This is a genomic window from Prevotella sp. SGI.167, assembly GCF_050313615.1.
Taxonomy (GTDB): Bacteria; Bacteroidota; Bacteroidia; order Bacteroidales; family Bacteroidaceae; genus Prevotella.
The window spans coordinates 13,451-36,855 of sequence record NZ_JBNPLT010000028.1; the positions used below are offsets into that span (position 1 = coordinate 13,451).

The following is a 23,405-nucleotide window of genomic DNA, read 5'->3' on the forward strand; positions in this document are numbered from 1 at the left end:
CTTATTTATATATATTAATGTGTAATATATTAGAAGCCCACCTTCAAAGACAGCATGTAGGTACGCTGCAATGGATAGGATGGTGCCGTGGTAGCACGTGCCTCAGGATCACCCCAGATATAAGGAGTGAAGGTAAGGAGGTTGTAACCGCTGAATGCCAGCTGCAACTGATTCATACCCATGCGTTTCATGAACGGAGCATTGAAATCGTAGGAAATCTGCAGGGTCTTCAGGCGCAGATACTTCGCATCCTTCTCATAGAGGGTAGAAGTGGCGTAGTTGTTGTCCCAGGCATCCCATGATGCACGTGGATACTTCGCACTCTGGGATGGATTATCGGCTGTCCAGCTGTTCTCCACCACATACTTCAGGAGACCGCCCATCTCGTGAGAGGTCTTGTTGTAGAATGGCATGCGGAACACACCATCCAGCATACGGCTTACGTTCCAGGCGCCCGTCCACTGGGTATTGACAGACCATCCCTTGTAGCTGAATCCGAGGTTCAGACCAATCATATACTCAGGATCATCGGTATAGCCCAGGTCGCGGGTCATATCGTTCTGGTCTATCTTTCCATCGTGGTTCAAATCCACATACACAGCATCACCAGGCTGGATGTTCTCTACCAGCTGGGTAGGGAATTTCTCGCCGAAGGTCTGCTCATAGAGTGCCGGTGTCTGCTCGTCGTAATAACGCCAGAACTGATACATGCTGCGGGCACCCAGACGATGGTTCTTTGCCATCTGATAAGCCTCTGGCTGCAGAGCCTCACCATTGTTGATCAGCTCATTCTGGTTGTAAGAGAGGTTGACACCTGCCCAGTATCTGAAGTTCTTGCCAATCTTGTCCTGCCACTTCAGGGATGCTTCCCATCCCCAGCTGTTCACCTCACCATCGTTGGTGTAAGGCATCTTGAAACCGATGATGGTAGGTACATTGTTGTCAATCATCATGATGTCGGTACGGTGCTCGTAGTAGTAATCAAAGGTACCACGGAGCTTATCCTTCAGGAAGTTGATGTCGAAACCATAGTCCTGCTTGTAGGCGTGCTCCCAGGTGATGTCGGCATTGTGGCGCGCCATCTCGTAGGCTCCCTTCCATATGGTGGTGTTGTTGACACCGAAGATGTATCCGTATCCATCACGGGTAGAAACTCCATTATTGTTGATGGCAAAAGGATCGGCGGTGTACATAAAGCGGTTGCCGTTCAGATTGGCATTACCTACCAGACCGTAGCTGGCACGGAGCTTCAGGAAGCTTACTACCTTGGTAAGCGGCTTGAAGAATGGCTCATCGCTCACTACCCAACCCACAGACATAGCCGGGAAGGTACCGTAACGCTTGCCCGGAGCAAAGTTCTCGGAACCATTGTAACCCACATTGAACTCTGCCATGTAGCGGTTGTTCCAGTCGTAGGTAACACGACCTACCAGACCTACCTGGCGGTGAGGCACATTGGTATAGGTGCTCGGATAATAGCTACTGTCCTGATTGTAGAGCAGGATGGCACCCACATTGTTCAATCCGAACGAACGGTTGTAGTTAAGACCTGCCTCGAAATACCAGTAACGGCTGCGACCGGTCTTCTCATCATATTTCAACTGTTCCTCGTTACCATATTTCTTATATTTATAGGTACCGTCGTCCTGGAGTACAGGGGTATAGGTAGCCTTCTTGGCGTATGCATTCTTATTGATAGCGTAGGCACCATTGTAGGAAGCCTTCATCTTGAAAGAGAGACCCTTGGTAATCATATCGAGCTTCTGCTTCAACTGGAGGTCAAACTGCAGCTTGTTGTTGGTAGTCTTCATGAAACCGCCATTCACATCATTATTGCCGAAATAGGTGATGCCGCTGCCACCCACGAAAGGAAGCTGGTCGGTACCGCAATCCTCATACTGGGTCTCGGTAGCGATGTATCTGCCGTTGATGATACCCGGACTGGAGAATGGAGTGGCCTGATAAGCCTCATTGATCAGACCGGATGATCCCTGTCCGGAATATGGCTTGTTGGCATTATCTACCTTACCTGCCAGATTGAAGGAGATGGTGGTTGTCTTGGTGACATCCAGATCGAGGTTGGCACGGTAGTTGAAACTGTTATACTGATAACCGAAGTCGTAATCCTGCCCAAACTCCTTGAACAGACCTCCCTGGGTATAGTAACCTACATTGATGAAGTAGCGTGCCGTCTTGGTACCGCCGCTGATGTTCAGGTTGTGCTTACTCTGCATGGTAGCATCCTTCATGATGTATTCAGCCCATAAGGTGCTAGGGAAACGGATAGGATCACTTCCATCCTTGAACTTCTGGATAACGGCATCAGAGAACTGAGGACTCAACAGTTCGCCATTCTTACCATGCGAATTCTGGCGCATCATATTATGGAAGGTAGCATACTCGTAGCTGTTTGCCTGCTCTACCATCTTGGTAGGAGTCAGGATACCCCATGAAGTAGAACCGCTGATCTTGGTCTTACCCTCCTGACCACGCTTGGTAGTAATCAGGATAACACCGTTGGCACCACGCACACCGAATACGGCTGTGGCAGAAGCATCCTTCAAAACGGTGATGCTCTCGATTTCCTCAGGATCAACATCGCTCATGCTTCGCTCTACACCATCCACCTGAACCAAAGGGTCGGCACCATTGAAAGAAGCCTTACCACGAACAAATACGCTCGCAGCATCAGAACCCGGCTCACCGGAATACTGTACGGTGGTAACACCCGAAAGCTGACCACCGAGCACATTGTTGACATTACCTACAGGGGTACGGACCAGGTCTTCACTCTTCACGCTGGAGAGGGCACCGGTAACGGTTACCTTCTTCTGCACACCATAGGCAACCACTTCTACAGCCTTGAGGGAAGTAGCCTCTTCCTTCAAGACCACCTGCATGCCGTTTTTGGCAACCACGGTCTGTGATACGAATCCAATGTAACTGATCTTTAACTTGGCTCCTGGCTTCACGTTGAGAGAGAAGTTACCATCAAAGTCTGTAACCGTACCCTGGGTAACTTTCTGTCCCTCGATGATAACACTAGCTCCAATAACGGCTTCACCATTGGCATCAACAACAGTACCCTTGAGGATACCTGTCTGTTGAGCTATAGCCGTAGTCGCTTTAGCAGAACCTGCGCCTCCGCAAAGAGGGGCAAGCATCAATGCCGTGCAAAACAAAGTTGCAGGCAATGCTGAACTTTTCATAAATAGCTTGTTATTCATTTTGTTTATTATGACGTTAAGATTTTACTTTCTATTCCGGTTTGACAATTTCGCTTTGTTAGTCGCAATCCTCTTGAAAAGGATTTCTGCTGCAAAGCTATTAAAAAACCTTGTTTTTCATAGAATAAAATCGTTCAACTATCATTATTATCATCCAAAACCATACATTTTTATACATTTCAGTATAATTTTAAATACTTTTTTACATATATAATAAGGTATAGTGGATTTTTTTGTGTATTTTTGCCGAAAAATTAGCGAAAAGGCGGATTTGGACATAAAAACGCCTCTAAGCGATTATACTGAAACAAAATAAGCAATATGCAAACCAGCAAATACCTTTTAGCAACAGAAAGAGACGCCGAATGGGGTCTCACCATCAGCACCGTGGGACGAGAGGAAATCGTACCAGGGGAAGAATATCCTACCAAGGGACATGCCGATGGATATTATTTCGATATTAAGAAGGGAAGAACCCTCGATGAATACCAGCTCCTCTATCAGCCGGAAGGAGAAGGTGTGTTCAGCTCTGCCCATCTTCCGGAAACCAAAATCAAGGCAGGAGACATTTTCCTGCTCTTTCCCGGTGAATGGCACAGCTATCATCCATCGAGCACAAAAGGATGGAAGAGCTACTGGATCGGATTCAAGGGAAAGAATATCAACGACCGTGTGAAGGCGGGATTCCTATCGCCGGAAAAGCCGATCTATCACGTGGGCTACAGCAACGAAATCATCGCCCTGTATGAGGAGGCGTACAAGACGGCACAGGAGGAGGCTGCATTCGTACAGCAGACACTGGCGGGCATCGTGAACCACCTCATCGGAAAGATGTATTCCTTGGAGAGAAACATCATCCTGGGCAAGGATTCCAAGCATGTGGATATCATCAACAGGGCTCGTCTGCGCATCCGTGAGAGCCTGGAGGATACGCTCACCATCCAGGATTTAGCACAGGAACTGGGCGTCAGCTATTCTTCGTTCCGCAAGCTCTTCAAGGAATATACCGGCTTCGCTCCTGCACTCTATCAGCAGACTTTGAAACTGCAGAGAGCCAAGGAACTGCTGTCTACCACCAATGAGAGCATCAAGGAAATAGCCTACCGCCTCAATTTCGAATCCCCTGATTATTTCTCGGCCAAATTCAAGAATCAGACCGGCATGAAGCCATCCGATTTCAGAAACACCACCCGATAAAAAAAAATCCCACAAACAGATGAGGATGTGTCATAAGCTTCTTGCCTAGGGTATAGATAAGGCACGGATTACACGGATTTTATGGCGCTAATGTGGGCAAAGCGATTATAATTGCATAAAGAATCCGTGTAATCCGTGCCAAAAACTGCTCCACCCAAAAACTTAAATTTTTGATATTTCTTTTAGATTCTTGACCAGACGCCAAAAAACTAGGCTCTAATATCATTTTCTATTGTTCCTTCTTGCGTTTTCATCCTATCTTTGCAACCGTAAACAAATAACAATAACTTAAAATACACGCTATAAAAATGGAACAGAAGAAATACTTCTTTGCCGTAGACCTGGGTGCTACCAGTGGCAGAACCATCCTGGGAAGTCTGGCTGAGGGCAAGTTCGAACTGGAAGAACTCACCCGCTTCGACAACCGACTCATCGAGACCGGCAATCACTTCTATTGGGACATCTTCGCCCTCTTCTATGAGATTATCGCCGGATTGAAACTCGTGGCGCAGCGCGGCATCCATATCGAAAGCATCGGTATCGATACCTGGGGATGTGACTTCGTATATGTGGACAAAAACGGGGATATCCTCCGCAATCCTCTCGCCTACCGCGACCCTCATACCTTCGGCATGATGGAGAAATACTTCGACGAGAAAATCAGCAAGGAAAAGGTATACGAGAAGACCGGAATCCAATTCATGAACTTCAACTCGCTCTTCCAGATATACGCCATGAGAAAGGCGGGAAACGTGGCTTTGGAGAATGCAGACAAGATTCTCTTTATCCCTGATGCGCTGAGCTATATGCTCACCGGCAACGCTATCTGCGAATATACCGTGGCATCTACTTCCCAGATTCTCAACCCGATGACAGGCGACCTGGACAACGATCTCGTGGAGAGTCTCGGACTGAAGAGAGAGCAGTTTGGCAAGATGACCAACCCTGCTTCTATCATCGGTACGCTGACCAAAGAGGTGCAGAAGATGACGGGCTTGAATGCCGTTCCGGTCATCGCCGTAGCGGGTCACGATACAGCCAGCGCCGTAGCTGCCGTTCCTGCCAAGAACGAGGAGTTTGCCTATCTTAGCTCCGGTACCTGGAGTCTGATGGGTATCGAGACCAAGAATGCCATCATCAACAAGAAGAGCTACGAGCTCAACTTCACCAACGAGGGTGGCATCGAGGGCACTACCCGATTCCTGAAGAACATCTGCGGCATGTGGATCTACGAGCGCTGCCGCAAGGAATGGAAGGACGAAGCGGCTGCCAGCCAGAAGGATATGAAGAGGCTGGGACATGCAGAGCTGATTGCGGAAGCGATGAAGCAGCCTGCCTTCCAGAGCATCATCAACCCGGACGATGCCTGCTTTGCCAACCCATCGAGCATGGTAGAGGCTATCAGGCAGTATTGCAAAAAGACAGGACAGCACGTTCCTCAGAACTATGGCGAATTCTGCCGTTGCATCTTCGAGAGTCTTGCGCTCCGTTATCGTCAGATTTTTACCTGGCTGAAGGATTTTGCCGACTTCGACCTCAACGTGCTCCACATCATCGGTGGCGGTTCGCTCAACCAATATCTCAACCAGTTCACTGCCGACAGCTGCGGTGTCACCGTATTGGCGGGTCCTCAGGAAGGCACAGCCATCGGCAACATCATGCTCCAGGCGAAGGCATCAGGCTTGGTCAAGGACATCTGGGAAATGCGTCAGATCATCGCCAACTCGCTTGAGCTCAAGAAATTCGAGCCAAAGAACAAGGAAGCATGGGATGAGGCATACGAGAAGTTTTTAAAGATAAAAGGGTAAAAAGGTAAAAGGGTAAAAAGGAAAAAAGAACCTTCCCCCCTGGTCGCCTCCGTTCCCTGCGATTCCATCGCTGGGTCCCCCCAGTCATAAGCAAAAAAAACAACAAACAAAATACATAAAAACAATGAAAGCAGATTTGATTTTAAAGAATTACGAGATTGCAAAGGAGCGCTATGCCGCTCTGGGTGTAGATACTGACAAGGCTATTGAGACTTTGGAGAAGACTCCAATCTCTCTGCATTGCTGGCAGGCTGACGACGTGGTTGGCTTCGAGCGTGGCGAGGCAGCTTCTGGCGGTATCCAGAGTACAGGTAACTATCCAGGCAAGGCTCGCAACATCGACGAGCTCCGTCAGGACATCGAGAAGGTGAACTCTCTCCTCGCTGGTACTTTCCGTCTCAATCTCCACGAGATTTACGGTGAGTTCGGCGGCAAGCAGATCGACCGCAACGAAGTAACCGTTGACCAGTTTACAGGCTGGATGCAGTGGGCTAAGGAGCAGAACATGAAGCTCGACTTCAACTCAACTTCTTTCTCTCACCCATTGAGCGGAAGCCTCACATTGTCAAATCCTGACCCAGCTATCCGCGAGTTCTGGATTGAGCACACCAAGCGTTGCCGCCGTATCGCAGACGCCATGGGTAAGTTCCAGAACGACCCATGTATCATGAACATCTGGGTACACGATGGTTCCAAGGATATCACCGTAGAGAAGGGCCGCTATCGCGAGATTCTGAAGAACTCTCTCGATGAGATCCTGGCAGAGGAATTGCCAAACATGAAGTCTTGCCTGGAGGCTAAGCTCTTCGGTATCGGCTTGGAGGCTTACACCGTAGGTTCTCACGACTTCTACGCTGGCTACTGCGCTAAGAACAACGTGATGTACACCCTCGATACAGGTCACTACGAGCCAACAGAGAACGTATCAGATGCAGTTTCTGCACTCCTGCTCTTCGTTCCTGAGCTGATGCTCCACGTATCCCGCCCAATGCACTGGGATTCAGACCACGTAACTCTCTTCGACGACAATACCCGCAACCTCTTCTCTGAGCTGGTTCGTGCCAACGCACTCGACCGTGCTCACATCGGTCTCGACTACTTCGACGGTTCCATCAACCGTATCGGTGCTTACATCATCGGTGTCCGTGCCGCTCAGAAGTCATTGTTGCAGGCATTCCTTGAGCCATTGGATACCCTCCGCAAGTACGAGGACGAGGGCAAGCTCTTCCAGCGCCTGGCTCTCCTCGAGGAAGAGAAGACATTGCCATTCGGTGCTGTATACGATTACTTCAACCTGAAGAACAATATCCCTGTTGGCGAGGAGTATATCGCTGACATCGAGAAGTATGAAGCAGAAGTTCTCACTAAGAGAAACTAAGATGTTGAACATTTGTATGTTCAGGAGTTAAAGAAGTTAAGGAGTTAAAGGAGTTAAGACAACAGTCTTTGCACGCAGTTTTTAAGCAACAAGACATACGTCTTAACTCCTTAACTTCCTTAACTCCTTTAACTTCTTTATATGCGAAAGTTCTGTACCCTAAAAACCAAGCAAATATGGAAATATTAATAGGACTTTTAATCATAGCCATCGGCGCATTCTGCCAGTCCAGCTGTTACGTCCCTATCAACAAGATCAAAGATTGGAGTTGGGAATCATACTGGGTAGTTCAGGGTGTGTTTGCATGGCTTATTTTGCCTTTTTTAGGCGCTATGCTCGCTGTTCCTAGCGGACATTCTTTCTTTGAATTATTCGACGGTTATGGCTTCAATGTAGCGATGACCATGCTCTTTGGTGTGCTCTGGGGCGTAGGCGGACTGACCTTCGGCCTTTCCATGCGCTATCTGGGAGTAGCTTTGGGGCAGAGCATCGCCCTGGGAACCTGTGCGGGTCTCGGAACCATCATGGGTCCGGTGCTGCTCAACATCTTCTTCCCCGAGCTGGATGCCCTCTCATCGCTCACCTTCAGCGTAATTCTCGGTGTGGTAGTCACTCTTATCGGTATCGCCATCATTGGTGTGGCTGGAAGCATGAAGGCTTCCTCTCTCTCTGAAGAAGAGAAGAAGGCGGCTGTGAAGGACTTCAACTTCCCTAAAGGTCTCGCTATCGCCCTGCTGGCTGGTTTTATGAGCGGATGCTTCAATGTAGGTCTTGCCTTCGGAGAGGATATCCACTTCGGCACCTTCACTCCGGATATGTTCAAGACCCTGCCTGCCACCTTCCTCGTAACCGTGGGTGGTTTCATCACCAACGCCATCTACTGTTTCTATCAGAACACCAAGAATCATACTTGGAGCGACTATAAGAACGAGGAGGTTTGGAGCAACAACATCCTATATTGCGCCCTGGCGGGAGCCTTGTGGTACAGTCAGTTCTTCGGCTTGTCCTTAGGAAAGGGTTTCCTCACCGAATCCCCTACCCTCATGACCCTGTCTTTCTGCATCCTGATGGCACTCAACGTGGTGTTCTCGAACGTATGGGGCATCATCCTGAAGGAATGGAAAGGCTGCTCTAAAAAGACCATCGGCGTATTAATCGTTGGCATCATAGTCTTGATTATCTCAAGCTTCCTGCCACAGCTAGTTTAACATTAAACTTAGAACTTGGAACTTTATGATATGCCTTATTATTGAAGATAAGTTTTATACAGATAAACTAATCATAAAGTTCAAAGTTCAAAGGAAAAAAAGTTCAAAGGAAAATGAAAAGATTTGCATTTAAGATGTATCTCAAGAAGGGATGCGAAAAGGAATATGCCAAGCGCCATGCTGCGATTTGGCCTGAGTTGAAACAGATGATCAAGGACCAGGGTGTGAGCGACTACAGCATCTTCTGGGACAAGGACACCAACCTGCTCTTTGCCGTTCAGAAATGCGATAGCGATACCAACAGCCAGGACACCACCAACGTGGATCCTATCACCCAGAAATGGTGGGATATGATGGCAGACATCATGGAGGTGAATCCTGATAATTCGCCTGTCAGCATTCCGCTGGAAGAACTTTTCCACATGGATTGATATAAAGAATTTAGTTAACTTAGAAACAGAAAAAGCCCCCGAGCATCTCACGATGTTCGGGGGCTTTGTTTCACTAAACCCAAAAACTTTTACCTAATAACACTAAAACCTAATAAACCTATTACCTATAAAATGTATATTCAGTAAACCTATTTATATCAAAATATTACCAACAACACTATATCTACTATTCATAGAATATCAGATATTGAATCAATATCTGACATTCTTTATGTATCTGATGAACTAACCTATATTTTATCTTGGCAAATTAAAAGCCTTGGTCATCTCAGCCATCTCTTCCTGGCTCATGCCATCAGGCTCGAATCCCATGCATTTTGAATCGATATAGATCTTTGCGCTCTTTGAGAGCACGTCAATCTGGTCGAAGGCATCCATCACGTCCAGGCCCTTGGCAAAGACACCGTGCTTCTCCCACATCACTACATCGTAATCCTCCAGCTCCTTCAAAGTCTCCTCAGCCAGCTTCAAGCTACCAGGCAACTGATAAGGAACAATGCCCAGACCGAGCGGACAGAAAGCCTTGGTCTCTGGAATCATGCTCCAGAGCAGGTTGCTCAAAACGTCCTTGCCCATGAACTTCTTGTTGTGGCTCATGGCGATAAGCTCGATAGGGTGAGTATGAACGGTAGCCTTATAGTTGGAACCCTTCTCGATGAGACGGGCATGAACGCTCAGGTGACTAGGCAACTCTGAGGTTGGCATCACAGGATTATCGGCGATGATGACATAGCTGGCGCAATCGTCGAGGATACGGATGATAGAACCGTTCTCCATAGGCCAGCGAGCCAAGTCGCGCATACGCTTGCCTGTACCCTTGCAGAAGAAGTAACAACCCTTCAATGCTGGCAAAGCTGTACCAATCTGCTTCACTTCGCTGATAGCTGGCAAAGCCTTGATCTCGTCATCAACCAAGTCAGTTACGTTTACGGTGATATTACCACCATTACGCTCAGCCCAACCATTCTGCCAGAGGTATCCGGCAACTTCTGCAATCTTCTCGACCTCCTTTTTCAAGGCAGGACGACCTTCTAAAACACTATTCATATTATTCTTGTTATTAGCTTGTTTAAAATTTCTGCTGCAAAAATACTCATTTCGCTCCATACCCAACCTATTCTTTTGATATTTGAGCTATGACATTTGGCATAACATTTTCTGTTTTTCTGATTTCAGTAGACACTTTCAATTTTATAAAACGGAAATAGTAGAAACTCGAACAAAAGAACATGAAATCGTACAAAAATCCATAAGAAATATACATTCTTTTCGTAACTTTGCAACAAAATTAGAATAATAACGCAACAAAACAATCAAAACAAAATCAGAATGAGAAAAAGACTATTTCTGCTTCTACTCGCTTTCATCTCGATATGCCAGATGTATGCAGTAGAAAGGACAAAGCTCAATTTTAATGGGGGATGGTTGCTCAAGGTGGGCGACTTCCAGGGAGCAGAACTGGCAAACTACAAGGATGCCGGTTGGAAACAGATTACGCTGCCTCGTGCCTTCAACGAGAAAGAAGCGTTCAAGGTTTCCATCGAACAACTCAGCGACACCATCATGTGGTATCGCAAGCACTTCCATATCCAGGAAGTGGGCGACCGCAAGTATTTCATCGAGTTCGAGGGCGTGCGCTTCGGTGCCGACATCTGGCTCAATGGTAAGAAAGTGGGATATACCGAGAATGGTGTGATGGCAAGCGGATTCGATCTGACACCTTATATTATAAAAGGTGAGAACGTCATCGCCGTACGTGTGGATAACTCCTGGAGCTATCGTGAACGAGCCACAGGCCAGCGCTATCAGTGGAACGACAAAAACTTCAATGCCAACTATGGCGGTATTCCGAAGAACGTGTTCCTCCACATCACCGACAAACTCTACCAGACTCTTCCGCTCTACAATAATCTCAAGACCACAGGTATCTATATCTATGGCAGTAACTATGATATTGCAGGTAAGAAGGTAACGGTGAACGCTGAATCGCAGGTAAGGAATGAGGATTCCAAGTCTCGCTCTTTCCGCTTCTTCGCCAAGATTCTGGATGCAGACGGCAAGGAAGTGGGTCATTTTGATGGCGAAAGATACACATTGAAGCCTGGCGAAACCAAGACCGTGAAGGTGAGCGGACTCCTGGACAACGCTCATTTCTGGAGTTGGGGATATGGATATCTCTACACCGTGAAGACCCTATTGAAGGCAGACGACGGCAGCAAGATAGACGATGTCATCACCAAGACCGGTTTCCGCAAGACCCAGTTTGGCGAAGGCAAGTTCTATCTCAACGATCGTGCCATCATGATGCACGGCTATGCGCAGCGCACCTCCAACGAGTGGCCTGGCGTGGGTATGAGCGTTCCTGCCTGGCTGAGCGACTACAGCAACAAGCTGATGGTGGAATCGGGCGGCAACCTGGTTCGCTGGATGCACGTATGCCCTTGGAAGCAGGACATCGAGAGCTGCGACCGAGTGGGCTTGATTCAGGCAATGCCAGCCGGTGATGCCGAAAGAGACGTGGAAGGCAGAAGATGGGAACAGCGCCTGGAACTGATGAAGGAAGCCATCATCTACAACCGCAACAACCCTAGCATCATCTTCTACGAAAGCGGTAATAAGGGTGTGAGCCGCAAACACATGTTGCAGATGAAAGCCATCCGCGACGAATTCGACCCTCACGGCGGCAGAGCCAGCGGCAGCCGAGAGATGCTCAACATCAACGAGGCTGAATACGGCGGCGAAATGCTTTACATCAACAAGAGCAAGAAGCATCCGATGTGGTCGATGGAGTATCATCGCGACGAGGGTTTGCGCAAATACTGGGATGAACAGAGCTATCCTTACCACAAGGAAGGCGACGGACCCTTGTATCGCGGCAAACCTGCCTTCGAATACAACCACAACATGGATACCTTTGCAGCAAGCATGGTAGAGCGATGGTTTGAATACTGGCAGGAGCGTCCGGGCACCGGCAAAAGAGTAAGCGATGGCGGAACCAAGATCATCTTCTCAGATACCAACACCCATCATCGTGGTGAGGCAAACTACCGTTCGAGCGGTGTAACCGATGCGATGCGCATTCCGAAGGATGCCTTCTTCGCTCATCAGGTGATGTGGAACGGCTGGGTATCTCCTGAAAAGGATGCCACCTATATCGTGGGACATTGGAACTACAAGCCAGGCACCATCAAGCAGACAGAATATGTGGTAAGTACCGGCGACGAGGTAGAACTCTTTGTCAACGGCAAGAGTCTGGGCATGGGCGAACGCAGCAACCAGTGGCTCTTCACCTGGAAGAATGTACCTTTCGAGGCTGGAAAGATTGAAGCTGTTGCTTATACATACGATAAGTCTGATAAGAAATCAAAAGATGCCAAGACCAAGAAAGAAACAAGCCGTTATGCCATCGAAACTGCGGGCAAGCCTCATCACATCAAGCTCACCAGCATCCAGAATCCGGAAGGTTTCAAGGCTGATGGTGCCGACATGGCGCTCATCCAGGTAGAGGTGGTAGATAAGCAGGGCAGACGCTGTCCACTCGACAACCGAACCATCCACTTCAACTATCAGGGCGAAATGGAATGGATTGGCGGATTGGCTACTCCCAACGAGGAAACCAAAAGGGCACTTGCGGCCAAGAAGCAGAGCCTCGTGGTAGATAAGAACGAGACAGCAGAACAGAAGGCAGCCCGCAAGGCAGCTGATATTCTCGATTCAACAGATAGCGACAATACCTTCGATAATTACATCGGAAAGATTGATTTGCCAGTAGAATGCGGTGTAAACAGAGTCTTGATCCGCAGTACCGTGAACCCAGGAAACATCACAATCTGTGCTGGTGCTGATGGCATCAAGGGCGTGGCAAGCATCGACTTGAAGACCGAGAAGGTCGATATCGAGCACTACCTGCCTCAGTTCAGCTTGAAGGGCGACCTTTCTCGTGGAGAAACTCCATCTACCCCATCCTATACCGATATCAAGGAGACCATCGACATCACCGGTGCCGTGGCTAGCGTAAGCCAGGAAGATGTCCAGAAAACTTTCGATGACGATGAGACCACCGAATGGAAGAGCGATGGCAAGCCTGAGAATGCCTGGATTACCTATCAGTTTGCCAAGAAAGAGAAGGTAGACGAAATCACCGTGAAACTTACGGGCTGGAGAGACAAGATGTATCCGCTCGCCATCTTTGCCGGCAAGAAGAAGGTTTGGGAGGGTTACACCTACGCCTGCCTCGGCTATGTTCATGTCAAGATAGACAAGCCGGTGAAGGCGAAGGATATCACCATCACGATGATGGGCGATGCCAAGAGCAAGACCCAGCTCAGCGACACCAAGGAGCTGGCGGGCGGCAAGGCAAGCACCCTCGATTTCATAGGAATCAAGAAAGGCAAACCGGTATTGAGAATCGTAGAGATTGATTTTCTGAAGAACATCTCTAGATAGAATATTGCTTTTCTGAAGACGAAAAATTTAGCTTTCAAGATAAAAATGGTACAAAAAGACGTAGTTTTGCACAATTAAACTACGTCTTTTTTATTCCGTAATTTTGCAAACAAAATAAAACAATAAAGAACCAAGTAGCAAAAATACTTTTGCTTACGATATCAATCAATTAAAGAATATGAAGAAATATATCTGTCTCCTATTTGCAGCATTCTGCCTGATGCCGGTAGCTGCCAAGAAACAGCCAGCCGTGGTAATACTCACAGCTGGACAGTCGAACACCGATGGTAGAGTGATGAATACAGAACTTCCTGCCGAAATACAACTGCAGAAATACAAATACTGCCAGTGGAGTTTTGGCTCCAGCAGTCTGTCGGGTGAAGGAAAATTTGAGACTTTCTGGCCTCGAATCTACAATAAGAACAAACCGGAACGCTGGGCTTACGACGCCATCGTATATTGGAACGTAGAGAAGAAACTGAAGAAGAATTTCTACGTCATCAAGGAGAGTCTGGGCGGCACAGCCATCGACACCCTCTGCACCAGCACCAGCAAGCAATACTGGAATGCTTCACCAGAATACCTTGCCAAAAACGTGGCTTCCGACAAGGGCGGAAAGAGCCTGCTCAAGGCTTTCACCGAGAATATCGGTGCCTGCATCGACAACCAGCTGAGCCATCTGCCAGAGGGATACGACATCAAATTCATGCTCTGGCACCAGGGAGAAAGCGACCGCCATCAGGCAAAGAACTACTATCACAACCTGAAGCAGATGCTCACCTATATCCGCACCTATCTTGTAGAGAAAACAGGCAATAAGAAGTACGCCAACCTACCTATTATAATAGGTGGAATCTCACATAAGAGCAAGCAGTGGAGCCAAGGTGTGGAAGATGCGCAGCATCGACTTGCCCAGGAAGACAAGAATATCTATGTGGTAGATGTGCCAAATGCCAGCCTGCACAGCGATGTTCTGCACTTTGATGCCGAGGGGGCTCAGGAATTGGGCAACAAGATGTTCCAGCTTATTGAGAAGGAAAAACTTCTGAAGTAAAGACATGAGATCAATAGGTTACATTATATTTTCACTTTTAAGCATGGTACCTTCGGGCATTCATGCTCAAAGTATTTCCATCGCCAAGTATGCCGACAACAGAAAGGCTGCCATCTCCTTTACCTTCGATGATGGTCTAAAGGAGCAATACTCCATCCTTTTCCCGAAGATGAAAGAATTGGGTATCAAGGGCACCTTCTGCCTCATCGGTTCACGCATGAACCAACAACCCAAGAACCCCGAAAAGCAGACCTTCACCTGGGAACAGGCAAAAGAAATGGCGCTGAATGGACAGGAGATGACGAGTCATGGATACGACCACAAAAACGTATCAAAACTGACCCAGGATGAATTGCGATACGAGGTGCAGCACAACGATACACTTATCTATCAGCACACCGGCATCTTCCCCCGCACCTATTTCTATCCAGGCAACAGAAAGAGCGACGAGGCGGTGGCATATTGCAGTAAAGATCGTGTGGGCACACGCACCTATCAGGTTAGTCTTGGCAGCAAGCGCACCCAGGAATGGTTTGAAAATTACCTGCAAGAAGTGATTGAAAAAGGTGAATGGGCAGTAACAATGACCCACGGCATCCGCATGGGATACGACAGCTTCGGCGATGAGACCCGTCTCTGGAAGATGTTCGATTACGCCCAGAATCAAGCGCGTAATGGGAAACTCTGGATTGCTACCTTTCATGATGTGGCAGCATACCAGCAGGAGCGTGACAATACCACCCTGAAGATAAAAGCCAAGAAGAACCAGGTAATGGTTACCCCGAAGATGAAACTCAACAAGAACATCTTCCAAGTACCGCTTACCCTGATTTTGGATTTCCAACCCATCAAGGCGACGCAGGCTGGCAAGAACCTTCCCATCAAATATAAAGACGAAAAATATCTGATTCAGATAGAACCATCAAAAGGTAAGGTGATCATCAGCCGATGACCATCTTACTTTTTTTAATACCTTGCATTTTGCGAGCTCATCTTTTTTATGCACTTCCTTGACTTTTTGGCAAAACACCTAGCATATTTGTACTATTTTACATTTTTAAGAATCATAATACGGCTATTATTGGGTATTTTTCGCTATCTTTGCAAACGAAGAATAAACAATTAAGATCAACTTAATAAAACCCAATATGATGAACAATAAAAGAAATCATAAATTCATAGGATTATCCTTTGCTTTGGCATTGTTGTCTTCACTCAACAGCCAGGCTCAGTTGCTTCCTACCCCTACGCAGGAAGCCAAACCGGGCGTAAGATGGTGGTGGATGGGATCTGCCGTGGATCAGGAAAACCTGAAATGGAACCTTGACGAATACGCCAAGGCAGGTATCGGTGCCGTGGAAATAACACCGCTCTATGGCGTACAGGGCAACGACAAGAACGATATCCCTTATCTCTCGCCTAAATGGATGGATATGCTCAAATTTGTTGAGAAGGAAAACAAGCAGGTGGGCATCGAGACCGATATGTCTACCGGCACAGGATGGCCTTTCGGTGGTCCTTGGGTACCTATCAGCGAGGCGGCATGCAAGGCGGTGTTCGTGGATACCATCGTGGATGTAAAGCAGAAACTGATGGAGATAGAATTCAACGTGCCTCAGAAAGAACGTGATTTTGCCAAACTGAAGGTCATCAAGGCGTTCCCGGTAGAAGGAGCAAAGAACAAGAAACGCGTCATCGCTCTCTACGAAAGCCGTACCCGACAGAAGGTGAAGCGTGCCGCACCTGGAGGAGAGGGATACGTTATCGACCATTTCGACTCTACTGCCGTGGCCAATTATCTACAGCACATCGACAGCGCCTTCGTGGCATCGAAGACTCCATATCCTCATACCTTCTTCAACGACAGCTACGAGGTATATGGTGCCAACTGGACGCCTACCCTCCTGACGGAATTCGAGAAATTTCACGGATATAAACTGCAGGATAAGTTCCCAGAGTTCCTCGATGGCGATGCTGTGGTGGTAAGCGATTACCGTGAAACCCTGGGCGACATGCTGCTCCATAACTTCACCGAACAGTGGACCAAATGGGCAAACAAGCGTGGTGCCATCACCCGCAATCAGGCACACGGTTCACCAGCCAACCTCATCGACTGCTATGCTGCTGTTGACATCCCGGAGATTGAAGGCTTTGGACTGACCGACTTCGGCATCAAGGGACTGCGCAAGGATCCGGGAAAGACCCGTCCTAACTTCAGCGACCTGAGTATGCTGAAATATGCCCCATCAGCAGCACACATCACCGGAAAGAAATATACATCCAGCGAAACCTTCACCTGGCTCACCGAGCACTTCCGCACATCCCTGAGCCAGATGAAACCGGATATGGACCTGATGTTCTGCGCCGGCGTAAACCACATGTTCTTCCATGGCACCGCCTATTCACCTAAGAACGATCCATGGCCAGGCTGGAAGTTCTATGCTTCGGTGGATATGAGTCCTACCAACAGTATCTGGCGCGACGCTCCGGAACTGATGAAGTACATCACCAACTGCCAGACCTATCTGCAGTGGGGACAGCCAGACAATGACTTCCTGGTTTATCTGCCGGTAAGAGATATGTGGCGCAAGGATACCAAGAACTGGCTGATGCAATTCGACATCCACAGTATGGCGAAGAAGGCACCGGAGTTTATCAAGGTGATTCTCGATATCGACAAGGCAGGATTCGACTGCGACTACATCAGCGACAAGTACCTCCGCACGTGTACCTTTAAGAATGGTATGATTGAAACAGCTGCCGGAACCCGATACAAGGGCATCATCATTCCTGGCAACAACATCATGCCAAGCGACGTTATTGAGCACATATCTGAATTGAAATCACAGGGCGCCAAGATTATCAAGGGCGACAACATCAAGGCAATGGAACAGGCAGCCCAGCCTGAAATGATGAGAAAGAACCTGGGCTTGAAGATGATTCGCCGCAACAACAGCATCGGCCATCATTACTTCATCGCCAACCTCACCAGCAAGGACATCGCTTCCAGTGTGGCTCTGGCCGTGAACGAGAAGCATGGCATCTGGTACAACCCTATGACGGGCGAATATCATGAGGCAAGCATCGGCGACAAGGGCATCGAACTGAACCTGAAGAGTGGCGAGAGCCGCATCCTCATCACATCAAATAAGCCTGTAAGCGAATGGAAACTCGGTTCTAAGGTGAAGGTGAGCGAAAAGGAGAAGTTTGCGGCTGCGGATAGCAAGACCATCGACCTGACTGCCAATACCTGGAAGCTGTCGTTCACTGAGGATGCGCCTAAGGTAGGAGAAAACTTCAACCTGAAGGGCTTGAAGTCTTGGGAAGGCCTCAGCGACAAGGCGAAGGTGATGATGGGAACGGGTGTCTATGAAACTACCATCAAGCTATCGAAGGATGATGCCAACAAGCAGTGGGCTATCGACCTGGGTGATGTTCGTGAAAGTGCCCGTGTCTATATCAATAATAAATATGTAGGTTGCGCCTGGGCTGTACCATATATCCTCAACTGCAAGGATGCACTCAACAAGGGCAAGAACACCATCCGCATCGAGGTTACCAATCTGCCTGCCAACCGCATCGCAGAAATGGACCGCCAGGGCGTAAAGTGGCGCAAGATGAAGGAAATCAACGTGGTGGACATCAACTACAAGAAGACCACCTACGAGAAATGGACTCCTGTGCCAAGCGGCCTGAACAGCACCGTGAAACTCGTGGAAATCAAGTAAATATCACAAGTCAAGAATTATAGAATTTAAGAATTTTCATTCCATATCATCAGGAAAGAAGAAAAAATTCTCGTATTCTCTAAATTCTTGATAAAAAAAATAATAAACTAACATTAATAACAAGACAAATGAAGAAACTGATCTTATCATCGCTCTGCATGCTCATAGGCTTGACCTCAATGTCTGCCCAGAACGCATTGCAAAATGAAATTCTGGAAGTAGCTCATCGCACCAACAACTACTTCATGACGAAGTACAGCGACCCTACTCTCGACACATTCGTAAAGAAAGTCCGTACCAGCAACCTCTGGACCCGTGCCGTATATTACGAGGGATTGATGGCGCTTTACGAGATTGACCCTCAACAGCGCTATCTTGACTACACCGATAAATGGGCGGATTACCACAAATGGACTGCCCGTGGTAGCGTGAACGATACCGATGCCGACAACCAGTGCTGCCAGCAAACCTACATGGACCGCTACGTTCAGACAGGCGGCAAGAAGGACTTAAGCAAGGTAAAGGAGAACCTCGACCATCAGATGTCCACCAACCGGGTAAACTACTGGACCTGGATTGATGCAATCCAGATGGCGATGCCAGCCTATGCCAAGTATGCCAAGATTACCGGTGAGCGCAAATACCTGGATTATGCGATGAATTCCTATAAATGGAGCCGTGATACCCTGGCTAACGGACTCTTCAACAAGAAAGAGGGGCTCTGGTGGAGAGACAAGGACTATGTGCCACCTTACAAGGAGAAGGATGGCAGCAACTGCTATTGGAGCCGTGGCAACGGTTGGGTATATGCAGCCCTGGTACGCGTGATGGAGACTCTGCCAAAGACAGACAAGTACTATCAGTATCTGAAGAAAGACTTTATCTTGATGAGTAAGGCTATCCTGAAGTGCCAGCGCGAAGATGGCTATTGGAACGTGAGCCTCGTTTGTCCAGCCAACTATGGCGGTCCTGAAATGACGGGTACAGGCCTCTTCCTCTATGGTATGGCATGGGGCGTTCAGCAGGGCATTCTTCCTAGAGCCACCTACCAGAAGGCGATGGACAAGGCATGGAAGGCGCTTGCCGCATCTGTTCACGAGGATGGTTTCATCGGCTACAACCAGGGCACAGGAAAGGAGCCATCAGCCGGTCAGCCAGTCACCTTCACCTCAGTCCCAGACTTTGAGGATTACGGCACCGGTTGCCTCCTGCTAGGCGCCGCAGAGTATTACAAGCTTGTAAAGGGAAAAAAGTAAAAAGGCTTTTTAAAGGTAAAAGGGTAAAAAGGTAAAAGCCCAAAAGCTAAAAAGCTCCCCTTCCCCCTTTACGCCCCCGTTCCCAGCTATTCCATCGCTGGTCCCCCAAGTCTAGATCTTTAAAAAAGAACAAATCATGAAGAAATATATCTGGCTGATGGCTTGCCTGGTGGCGTTTTCGCCACTAAGCGCCAACGCCGCAAAGAAACAGAAGAAAGCAAAGAAGGCACAAACCGAGCTTTGGCCTGATGGCACAAAGATGGATGCCTGGTGCAGCAACGCCCAAAAGGTGAACGTGGATACCCTGGGCAAGAAATACGTCCTCACCGACTATGGCGTAAAGACGGATAGTACCCTGATTCAGACCAAGGCTATCCAGGCGGTCATCGATCGTGCTGCCCAAGATGGCGGTGGTGTTATCGTGGTGCCTGCCGGAACCTATCAGAGCGGTGCCCTCTTCTTCAAGCCAAAGACCCATCTCTATGTTTCAGAAGGCGGAAAACTGAAAGGTAGCGATCGCATCGCCAACTTCCCTGTGGTAGAAACCCGCATCGAAGGCGAGACCTGCAAATACTTCTCCGCCTTCATCAATGCCGATAAATGCAACGGCTTCACCATCGCCGGTCCGGGTACCATCGATGGAAATGGTTATCACTACTGGGAGGAGTTCTGGATTCGCCGCACCTGGAACCGACAGTGCACCAACAAGGATGCACAGCGCCCTCGCCTCGTCTATATCAGCAACTCCAGCAACGTAACCTTGCAGGATGTGCATATCCAGAACAGTCCGTTCTGGACCAACCACATCTACCGTTGCGACCATGTCCGCTTCCTGGGCTGCACCATCTTCGCCCCTACCAGTGGCATGCGGGCACCAAGCAGCGACGCCATCGACATTGATGTCTGTCACGATGTACTGGTGGAAGGCTGCTACATGAGCGTAAACGATGATGCCATCGCCATCAAGGGCGGAAAGGGAACCTGGGCAGACCAGGCACCGGAGAACGGTCCTGTATATAATGTACTCATCCAGAACTGCACCTATGGTAGAGTGCACGGATGCTTAACCCTTGGCAGCGAAAGCATAAAAGACCGCAACATCGTATTGCGCAACATCAAGGTAGGCAATGCGCAGCGCGTGCTTTGGTTGAAGATGCGTCCTGATACTCCTCAGCATTACGAGTATGTAACGGTGGATAATATCCAGGGCAAGACCGGCAGTTTCCTCGTCATCCGTCCATGGACCCAGTTCTTCAAGCCAGGCGATCGCAAGGACATGCCGTTGAGCCAGTGCAACAGCATCACGATGAAGAATATCCAGATGGATTGTGACAACTTCTTCGATGTAGGAACAAGCGATAAATACCGTCTGGTAGATTTCACCTTCGAGAACATCACCTGCACCGACAAGAAGATGGCATTCGATGCCAATCTCATCGAGAACACCATAGCGAAGAAAGTGAATATCACCCCTAGAGAAAAGAGCAACGGATTGAAGACCACCGGCGATGCTGACGGGTTGAAATAAAGCATCTATTTATAGAAAACAACACAGAAACGGGCTTTATTCCTAGGAATAAGGCTCGTTTTGCTTTTTTATATCATTCCTTATTTCTTTTTACCTCTTAAAATTAGGCTGTTCCAATTATTTTGCTTAATTTTGCCTGCAAAATAATATTGAGTAAGAAAATGATTGATATAAAAGGTATAACAAAGAGCTTCGGCTCCCTGCAGGTACTTAAGGGCATCGACCTGCATATTGACAAGGGTGAGGTGGTAAGTATCGTCGGACCTAGTGGTGCCGGCAAGACCACTCTTCTCCAGATTATCGGTACCCTCGACAAGCCAGATAGTGGCAGCATAGAGGTGGACGGCATTGATGTGCGCAGCCTCAGCACCAAGAAACTGAGCGATTTCCGCAACCAGCATCTCGGTTTCGTCTTCCAGTTCCATCAGCTTCTACCGGAGTTCACCGCCCTGGAGAACATCATGATTCCTGCCTTCATCGCCGGAAAGGGCAGAAAGGAAGCCAAGGAACGTGCCGAGGAGTTATTGGAATTCATGGGCTTGAGCGACAGAGCCAACCACAAGCCTGCCGAGTTATCTGGTGGTGAGAAACAGCGTGTAGCCGTGGCGAGAGCCTTGGTCAATAATCCTGCCGTCATCCTTGCCGATGAGCCATCAGGAAGCCTCGACACTAAGAACAAGGCAGAGCTTCACCAGCTCTTCTTCGACCTGAGAGACAAGTTCGGTCAGACTTTCGTCATCGTTACCCACGATGAGGGTCTTGCGTCCATCACCGACCGCACCATCCATCTCAAGGATGGAATGATAGAGAAGACGGTGGAGGCTGGAGCTGCTGATAGCCAGGAAGAAACTGCTGATAACAATAAAGAAGTTTCTGCAGAAGAATCTGCTGATAACAATAAAGTAGTTTCTGCAGAAGAACCAGACTCATCCATAGATTGCATCTAAACACCCAGAAAGGGCAGAAGCTCCTAGCCCAGGGCAACACCCTGGGTAATTACGGACGCAAACCTGTCGCCCTGTAAGGGCAAAAGCATTTTATATTCTCGAAAGTAATATTATATGGCAAAAAAGATAAAACTCGGCGATTTCAATCGCCTTCGCATCGTAAAGAAAGTAGATTTCGGTCTGTATCTCGATGGTGGTAACGAGGGAGAAATCCTCCTTCCATCCCGCTACGTTCCTGAAGATGCTGGCATCGGCGACGAGCTGGATGTCTTCCTATATCTCGACCAGGAAGAGCGTCTCATAGCAACCACCGAAACCCCTTTGGCAAAGGTGGGCGACTTCGCCTATCTCGAAGTAAAATGGGTCAACGAATTCGGAGCCTTCCTGGGCTGGGGACTGATGAAGGACATCTTCTGTCCATTCCGCGAGCAGAAGAAGCGCATGGTGCTTGGCAACTCCTACATCGTGCATATCCACATAGACGAGGAGAGCTATCGCATCGTTGCCTCTGCCAAGATTGAGCGTTATCTCAACGAAGACCATCCTCACTACAAGCATGGTGATGAGGTGGATCTCCTCATCTGGCAGAAGACCGACCTCGGCTTCAAGGTTATCATCGACAACCAGTATCCGGGTCTCATCTATCAGGACCAGATTTTCCAGTACATCCACACGGGTGACAAGATGAAGGGATACATCGGAAGAGTTCGCCCTGACGGAAAGATAGATGTCACCCTGCAGAAGACCGGTATTCAGCAAACTGCCGATTTCGCCGAAACCCTCTACCAGTATCTTCTGGACAACGACGGCGAGTGCAACCTTGGCGACAAGAGCGAGGCCGACGACATCTACGAGCGTTTCCACGTGAGCAAGAAGGTTTACAAGCGTGCCATTGGCGACCTCTACAAGAAGCGCCTCATCACCGTAAGCCCTATGAGCATCCGATTGGCTGAATAAAGCAGATTAGATGTATATATAATAAGGTATATATATAAAAGGTATATAATCGAGTAGGAGGAAAACGAAAGTAGGAGAAAAACTACTTTGTTTTCCTCCTACTCGATTTAATACATTGGATATCACAAACCATGATTTCCTATGTTTAAGGTCGCAAATTGCAACCTTAAAGATTTAATATTTTAGACGAAAAAAGCCAAGAAGCTCCTGACTTCTTGG

At 48.3% G+C, this 23,405-nt stretch carries 15 protein-coding genes; 13 read left to right on the forward strand and 2 right to left on the reverse strand.

Annotated elements, in window-relative coordinates; translation table 11 throughout:
- Positions 1-29: 29 nt before the first annotated feature.
- The gene (locus ACQRBJ_RS12605) at positions 30-3,227 is read right to left on the reverse strand and encodes a SusC/RagA family TonB-linked outer membrane protein (protein WP_445303806.1); all 3,198 of its coding nucleotides are present in this window, start codon (positions 3,225-3,227) and stop codon (positions 30-32) included.
- A 321-nt stretch (positions 3,228-3,548) separates the two neighbouring features.
- On the opposite strand from ACQRBJ_RS12605, the gene ACQRBJ_RS12610 reads away from it, so the two are divergent.
- The 5 genes from ACQRBJ_RS12610 to rhaM all read left to right on the forward strand — a co-directional run bounded on the left by ACQRBJ_RS12610 (position 3,549) and on the right by rhaM (position 9,249).
- Positions 3,549-4,424, forward strand: a complete 876-nt coding sequence (locus tag ACQRBJ_RS12610; protein ID WP_153121726.1) for an AraC family transcriptional regulator — start codon at positions 3,549-3,551, stop codon at positions 4,422-4,424.
- A gap of 308 nt (positions 4,425-4,732) precedes the next feature.
- Positions 4,733-6,232: a rhamnulokinase gene (gene rhaB, locus ACQRBJ_RS12615; protein WP_445303807.1), complete on the forward strand. Its 1,500-nt coding sequence runs from the start codon at positions 4,733-4,735 to the stop codon at positions 6,230-6,232.
- A gap of 124 nt (positions 6,233-6,356) precedes the next feature.
- Positions 6,357-7,610 carry an L-rhamnose isomerase gene (locus tag ACQRBJ_RS12620; RefSeq protein ID WP_294970051.1) on the forward strand — a complete coding sequence of 418 codons (1,254 nt, stop codon included), beginning with the start codon at positions 6,357-6,359 and terminating at the stop codon, positions 7,608-7,610.
- Positions 7,611-7,786: 176 nt separating this feature from the next.
- Positions 7,787-8,818 (forward strand): L-rhamnose/proton symporter RhaT, encoded by a 1,032-nt coding sequence (locus ACQRBJ_RS12625; protein ID WP_217761859.1) that lies wholly within the window; start codon positions 7,787-7,789, stop codon positions 8,816-8,818.
- Positions 8,819-8,931: 113 nt separating this feature from the next.
- Entirely contained in the window at positions 8,932-9,249 is a 318-nt protein-coding gene (gene rhaM / locus ACQRBJ_RS12630; RefSeq protein WP_022110650.1) for an L-rhamnose mutarotase, read from the forward strand.
- A gap of 258 nt (positions 9,250-9,507) precedes the next feature.
- Here the strand turns inward: rhaM and rhaD are convergent, their stop codons facing one another.
- On the reverse strand, positions 9,508-10,317 hold the full coding sequence (rhaD, locus tag ACQRBJ_RS12635; RefSeq protein ID WP_264951576.1) for a rhamnulose-1-phosphate aldolase: 810 nt from the start codon (positions 10,315-10,317) through the stop codon (positions 9,508-9,510).
- A gap of 282 nt (positions 10,318-10,599) precedes the next feature.
- Here rhaD and ACQRBJ_RS12640 point away from each other — a divergent pair, with 282 nt between their 5' ends.
- From ACQRBJ_RS12640 to ACQRBJ_RS12675, 8 genes are all read left to right on the forward strand, one after another.
- Positions 10,600-13,716 carry a sugar-binding domain-containing protein gene (locus tag ACQRBJ_RS12640; protein ID WP_445303808.1) on the forward strand — a complete coding sequence of 1,039 codons (3,117 nt, stop codon included), beginning with the start codon at positions 10,600-10,602 and terminating at the stop codon, positions 13,714-13,716.
- Positions 13,717-13,894: 178 nt separating this feature from the next.
- Entirely contained in the window at positions 13,895-14,770 is an 876-nt protein-coding gene (locus ACQRBJ_RS12645) for a sialate O-acetylesterase (protein ID WP_445303809.1), read from the forward strand.
- Between the two features lie 4 nt (positions 14,771-14,774).
- On the forward strand, positions 14,775-15,722 hold the full coding sequence (locus ACQRBJ_RS12650; RefSeq protein WP_445303810.1) for a polysaccharide deacetylase family protein: 948 nt from the start codon (positions 14,775-14,777) through the stop codon (positions 15,720-15,722).
- Between the two features lie 196 nt (positions 15,723-15,918).
- Positions 15,919-18,498, forward strand: coding sequence for a glycosyl hydrolase (locus ACQRBJ_RS12655; protein WP_445303811.1), 2,580 nt, complete (start codon positions 15,919-15,921; stop codon positions 18,496-18,498).
- Between the two features lie 128 nt (positions 18,499-18,626).
- Positions 18,627-19,754 carry a glycoside hydrolase family 88/105 protein gene (locus ACQRBJ_RS12660; protein WP_294970070.1) on the forward strand — a complete coding sequence of 376 codons (1,128 nt, stop codon included), beginning with the start codon at positions 18,627-18,629 and terminating at the stop codon, positions 19,752-19,754.
- Between the two features lie 136 nt (positions 19,755-19,890).
- Positions 19,891-21,282 carry a rhamnogalacturonidase gene (locus ACQRBJ_RS12665; RefSeq protein ID WP_445303812.1) on the forward strand — a complete coding sequence of 464 codons (1,392 nt, stop codon included), beginning with the start codon at positions 19,891-19,893 and terminating at the stop codon, positions 21,280-21,282.
- Between the two features lie 161 nt (positions 21,283-21,443).
- Positions 21,444-22,229, forward strand: coding sequence for an ABC transporter ATP-binding protein (locus tag ACQRBJ_RS12670; protein WP_445303813.1), 786 nt, complete (start codon positions 21,444-21,446; stop codon positions 22,227-22,229).
- 114 nt (positions 22,230-22,343) lie between these two features.
- Complete coding sequence (locus ACQRBJ_RS12675) at positions 22,344-23,186, forward strand: CvfB family protein (protein WP_445303814.1); 843 nt, start codon at positions 22,344-22,346, stop codon at positions 23,184-23,186.
- Positions 23,187-23,405 lie beyond the last annotated feature (219 nt).